The organism is Nitrosopumilus sp. b1, assembly GCF_014078545.1.
Taxonomy (GTDB): domain Archaea; phylum Thermoproteota; class Nitrososphaeria; order Nitrososphaerales; family Nitrosopumilaceae; genus PXYB01.
This window is the reverse complement of the sequence record NZ_MU078752.1, coordinates 1-4,917: the sequence shown is the minus strand read 5'-3', so window position 1 is coordinate 4,917 and position 4,917 is coordinate 1. Positions and strand designations below refer to the sequence as shown.

Annotated in this window: 7 protein-coding genes; 5 read left to right on the top strand and 2 right to left on the bottom strand. The window is 35.9% G+C overall.

The genetic code is table 11. From position 1 onward, the window contains the following. On the top strand, positions 1-477 hold a 477-nt coding region (locus C6988_RS10365; RefSeq protein WP_182135318.1), incomplete at its 5' end, for a hypothetical protein. 142 nt (positions 478-619) lie between these two features. On the opposite strand, the gene C6988_RS10360 is transcribed toward C6988_RS10365, so the two are convergent. Both C6988_RS10360 and C6988_RS10355 read right to left on the bottom strand, forming a co-directional pair. Further along, the gene (locus tag C6988_RS10360; RefSeq protein WP_182135316.1) at positions 620-1,393 is read right to left on the bottom strand and encodes a hypothetical protein; all 774 of its coding nucleotides are present in this window, start codon (positions 1,391-1,393) and stop codon (positions 620-622) included. A 107-nt stretch (positions 1,394-1,500) separates the two neighbouring features. Continuing rightward, positions 1,501-1,971 carry a TspO/MBR family protein gene (locus tag C6988_RS10355; protein WP_182135314.1) on the bottom strand — a complete coding sequence of 157 codons (471 nt, stop codon included), beginning with the start codon at positions 1,969-1,971 and terminating at the stop codon, positions 1,501-1,503. Between the two features lie 136 nt (positions 1,972-2,107). Here C6988_RS10355 and C6988_RS10350 point away from each other — a divergent pair, with 136 nt between their 5' ends. The 4 genes from C6988_RS10350 to C6988_RS10335 all read left to right on the top strand — a co-directional run bounded on the left by C6988_RS10350 (position 2,108) and on the right by C6988_RS10335 (position 4,647). Beyond that, positions 2,108-2,689 (top strand): NADPH-dependent FMN reductase, encoded by a 582-nt coding sequence (locus tag C6988_RS10350; protein WP_182135312.1) that lies wholly within the window; start codon positions 2,108-2,110, stop codon positions 2,687-2,689. Between the two features lie 46 nt (positions 2,690-2,735). After that, positions 2,736-2,894 carry a hypothetical protein gene (locus C6988_RS10345; RefSeq protein ID WP_182135310.1) on the top strand — a complete coding sequence of 53 codons (159 nt, stop codon included), beginning with the start codon at positions 2,736-2,738 and terminating at the stop codon, positions 2,892-2,894. A 71-nt stretch (positions 2,895-2,965) separates the two neighbouring features. Beyond that, the gene (locus C6988_RS10340; RefSeq protein ID WP_182135308.1) at positions 2,966-4,246 is read left to right on the top strand and encodes a dicarboxylate/amino acid:cation symporter; all 1,281 of its coding nucleotides are present in this window, start codon (positions 2,966-2,968) and stop codon (positions 4,244-4,246) included. Beyond that, a complete protein-coding gene (locus tag C6988_RS10335; protein ID WP_182135306.1) occupies positions 4,246-4,647 on the top strand; it encodes a 3-aminobutyryl-CoA ammonia lyase in 402 nt (133 codons plus the stop codon). The genes C6988_RS10340 and C6988_RS10335 overlap by 1 nt, the downstream gene beginning before the upstream one ends. The last annotated feature ends 270 nt before the right edge of the window (positions 4,648-4,917 follow it).

Below are 4,917 nucleotides of genomic sequence, written 5' to 3'. Positions count from 1 at the left end.
GGAAAGGTGGGAGAAATTCCTGGATTTGGTTCCCATGAAGGAAAAAAAGAATTGCTTGTAATCCTTCTTGGATTTGAAGGAAACAGATCTTTAGAAATTTTAAATGAAATTACTCCGTATAAAACAATAACAATCAATGGATTTCCTTCATACCTTTTAGACTATAAGGACCAAAGTATTATTCTAAACAGAGATTTTTTATTTCAATCAGGTTGCAAAAAAGCAATTAAACGTGCTTCTGCAAGCGATCCTTTTGAAACATACGAAGTTTTGGAAACCATTCTTAAAGAACATCCTGGCTATCTTTTGACTATAGCTCCATTAGGTTCTAAACCAATGGCTTTGGGATCTTTGATATTCCTTTTAGAACATCCTGATTCGAGTAGAGCTGTCTTTTCATATCCTCAAGAATATGTTTCAAAAGATCAACCGGCACAAAAATATGGTAAGACATGGTTCTACCGTTTAAAAAATTGATTTAAAAAAAATGTTTTCATGCTTAAACATGTATGTTTCACATTAATAACTTAATTATCTGGTTTTGCATTATTTTTTAATAATAAAATTAATCCCAATTACATCGCATATGGCCATTTCTATGAAAATATCTTACCGTACTCTAGATTATCTCTAGTTTAGGACCAAAAAACACACTAATGTTTTCTAAACCATTCCTAAATTTTTGTTCATCAACATCAATTAGCTTTTCTTCAATAATTGCAGAGATTAGCTTTCCGGCACTTTCATTTCCATGAATTCGTTTGTACAGTTCACTGTTTACTCCCATATAATTTCGCAATAATAGAAACTTTCCCAAATGATAAATTTCTTCAGTTACCAAACTTTCCCTACACATACTCAAACCAAGTGAGCACATTTTTGAGAAAATATCTACTGCCTCTTGATAGGTGCATTGCTGCATGTGTAGTATCTCACTTATTATCTGCCTCTCAGTTACAGTGTTCCTGTCTGCTAATTTTATTGCCAAAAATATTGCAGTATCCCTTACTATAGATTCATCTATCTTTGTAATGTCCTGAGGAATCTTACCTAAAATAACTTCAATTTTTGAATCAATCTCAAATAACATTCGCTCAAACTTTAAGCTATCAGTACTATCTGCAATCTTTTCTGCAACCCTTGCCCTTTGAGCTTCTAGTCTTCCTAGCTGCTGTATCACATAATCTTCTTTGTTTGAGCGTATCTCTTCTTTTATGAGTCCATAATGATGCTTTACATCAGAATTAATGGTATTACGACTAACCTGCATCATATCTGCAATCTTTCTTGCAGAGTATCCTAACTCAAAGTGAAGCCGTGCAACTTCAGTACGCCTTGCCTCTTGGTCTTCTTTGTTGTATGGGCCGCCCTTTTTTTCATGGACTAGCGTCATGCTCAACCAATTTAGTTATTCAAGGATTTAAACTGAGTGTATCATCAAAAAATTTTTTTTGGCATAGTTTGGCATAGTTTATCAGATGTGTGTTGCCTCAAACCAATCTAATTCAAAACCCATATGTTGTAGTTGAGGTATGTGGCAATGCTAACCCATACAATGTAAGGTATCAGCACATATGATGCCGGCCTTGATGCTCTCCAAAATGTTCCAATCATTAGTGCAATTGAGCCTAAGAGTGGAATGATTATTGCAAGACCCAATATCGGTGACTGTAATCCAAAGAAGGCAATTGACCATATTGCATTCAAAAACATCTGCACGCCAAAAATGACCAAGAGCTTACCTGATTTTCGTTTCTCACTAGTCCAAACAAGATACAAAGAAACGCCAATTAGAAAGTAAAGTGTAATCCAAACTGGTCCAAAAACATAGTTTGGAGGTGTAAACTCTGGCTTTGCCAGTGTTTCATACCAAGATGAAATAGAGTCTGTTGTAAAATTTGAACCAATAAAGCCTGCAAGCTGAGGTATTATCAGAGAGATTGCAAGTTTAGGAATGCTTTTGATTTTCATTGTAATTTTTTCTCAATCTATAAAATTTAAAGAAAAAACAAATGAAATTCTAGTGTCCAGATTTTTTCTCAATAGAATAACGTCAATTGGACATAAACCTCATGCTATAAATTCATCAATACTTCAAAGCTAATTGATGTCACTTAATGTCTTAGGCGTAGCATCTAGTATGAGAAATGTATCATACAGCACCAAAATACTACAAGACGCACTAGACTCTGCAAAACAACATGGAGCAGAGACTAGACTGTTAAGTCTAAAGGATACAAAATTACCGCTATACTCTCCAGAAGGAATCTCTTCTCCAGAATTAGATAAGGTTACAGATGATGTAAAGTGGGCAGATGCATACATTCTTGCGTCCCCTGACTATCACGGTTCAATGTCTGGTACTATGAAGAATTTCTTGGATTACTTTTGGACAGAGTTTGCAGGAAAGACGTTTGGATATGTCTGTGCTTCACATGAAAAAGGACTGACAGTAATGGACCAAATGAGAACTGCAGTTAGACAATGTTATGGATGGAGCATGCCATATGGTGTATCAGTTAATTCTGATCTTGATTTTGATTCAAATGGCAATCCATCTGAGCAAGTAAAATCTAGAATCAAAACACTTGGGCGTGATATTGCTGCATATGGCAAGGTAATCTCAAAACAATTCAAAGATGATGTGACAGGAAATGATACTGACACTTTTGCTGCACGTTACAGATAACAAAAATTAGGTAAACTGTTTTATGGTATATTTTTTCTGAAAAAACATGGGCCTTTTCTCACGCAAAAAACAAGTTGTAATTAGCAATATCTGCCCTGTGTGCAAGATGAAGTTTGATGATCCAGAGCGAACACTCAAGCATATAACAAAAGCACATCCTAAAAAGAAAAAATTCAACTGCGATACTTGCGGCTTTAATAATTAGCCTGCGCCTCTAATTGCTTTTATGGAAGAGATAGATGATTCTTCACTGGGGGCATTAGATTACCGAGTAAAATGACTGTTCAAAGTTATATCTACAAAAATTTGTGGCTCCAAGTTGTCATTTCTCTAATAGTAGGACTGGGAGTTGGATTAATTCTAGGCGATGATGTTGGAGTTGGCCTAGATAATGATACTCTGGACTCTCTTTCATCTTATCTGAAAATTCCAGCAAATATTTTCTTAAGTGTAATTTTGATGATTATTGTTCCGCTAATCTTTGCATCAATTGTAGTAGCTATTGCCAATCTGGGTGCAAAAGAGAAAATCAAAACTCTGGGATTTGGAATTGGAATTTATTTTGTAATTACTACGACTATAGCAATACTTGTAGCAATTACACTTGCAACAATTATTGCGCCTGGAAGCATACTGGATCTTACTGCACTCCAAGAGACACATGAACTTTCTGAAGATGACTTGAAGGTAACAGACGGATTCTCATTTGATGATATTCCTAATGCAGTATCAAATATCATCCCTAGAAATCCAATTGCGTCCTACCTTGAAGGGCAGATGTTTAGCATCTTGGTTATGGCATTAATTGTTGGACTATCAATGACTGTTCTTCCAAAAGAATCAGTCCAGCCATTACTTGATTTACTTGAATCAATTCAAAAAATCACACTACACATTTTACTAATCTCAATGAAGATTGTCCCGTTTGCAGTCTTTGGTCTGATAGTTGGAATGGTGGCCAAAGTCGGAATAGAAACAATGGGCGGACTGGGAGTTTACATGGGAACTGTAATTGCAGGTCTTGGAGTTATGCTGCTAGTATATTCTATGATCTTAAAGTTTGTTGCAAAAAGATCAATATCTGCTACATTCTCAAAATTCCGCAACCCGCAAACTCTGGCATTTTCTACTGCAAGCTCGATGGCTACAATGCCAGTAACGCTCAAGACTGCAGAAGAGGATCTCAAGATAGACAATCGTGTTTCAAAATTTGTAATTCCACTTGGAACTACAGTAAACATGGATGGTACTGCATTATACCAAGTAATTGCTGTCTTCTTTTTGGCACAGCTCTTTGCAATTGAGCTAAGCATCATATCCATTTTAGTAATTATAATCACATCTCTTTTGGCATCTATTGGAACACCTGCAGTTCCAGGAGCTGGCGTCATTGTATTATCTACAATTTTGATTACAGTTGGCATTCCTCCAGTTGGAATCTTACTTTTGATTTCAGTTGATAGAATCTTAGATATGATTAGAACGATGGTCAATGTTACAGGAGACCTTACAGCTAGCTGTGTCTTTGATAGGATAACTCGGAAAGTAGAAAGCTAATGGCACCTGAGAATCTAGAAGTAAAACTGCGAGTAAGAATGAGTGCACATGATGCACATTATGCTGGAAATCTAGTAGATGGTGCAAGAATAATGAATCTATTTGGTGATGTGGCAACAGAACTAACTATTCGATTAGATGGGGATGAAGGATTGCTTCGCGCATATGATAATGTCGAGTTTTTAGCACCCGTATATGGTGGAGATTTTCTAGAAGTTACAGGAAAGATAACTAACATTGGAAATACTAGTTGTAAAATTGCCTTTGAGGCATACAAGATAATCACTGCAGCAAAAGATGCCCAGCATGAGAGTGCATGCGATGTTTTAGAGCCACCAGTATTGGTTGCAAAAGCATCTGGTACTGCAGTAGTTACTAAAGACAAGCAAAGAAAGTCTTGAATACAATCATCTTGGTGCGGAACTGTTAAGATTAATTCTAAGAAAAATCTAAGATTTATCTTAGATTAATTAATTTCCGAAAGTATGATCCATTTTTTATAGGCCTTTAATCTAAAAAATAAAATCTTGGGCAGTAGGGGCAAAAACATTGCATTATTTGCAGCACTATTTAGTGTGATATTATTTGGATTTTCACAAGATGCATTAGCAGAAACTACTCAGGTTAATTCTTCAAACTGTACGTTACCTCCATACAACGGAGTATGGGAT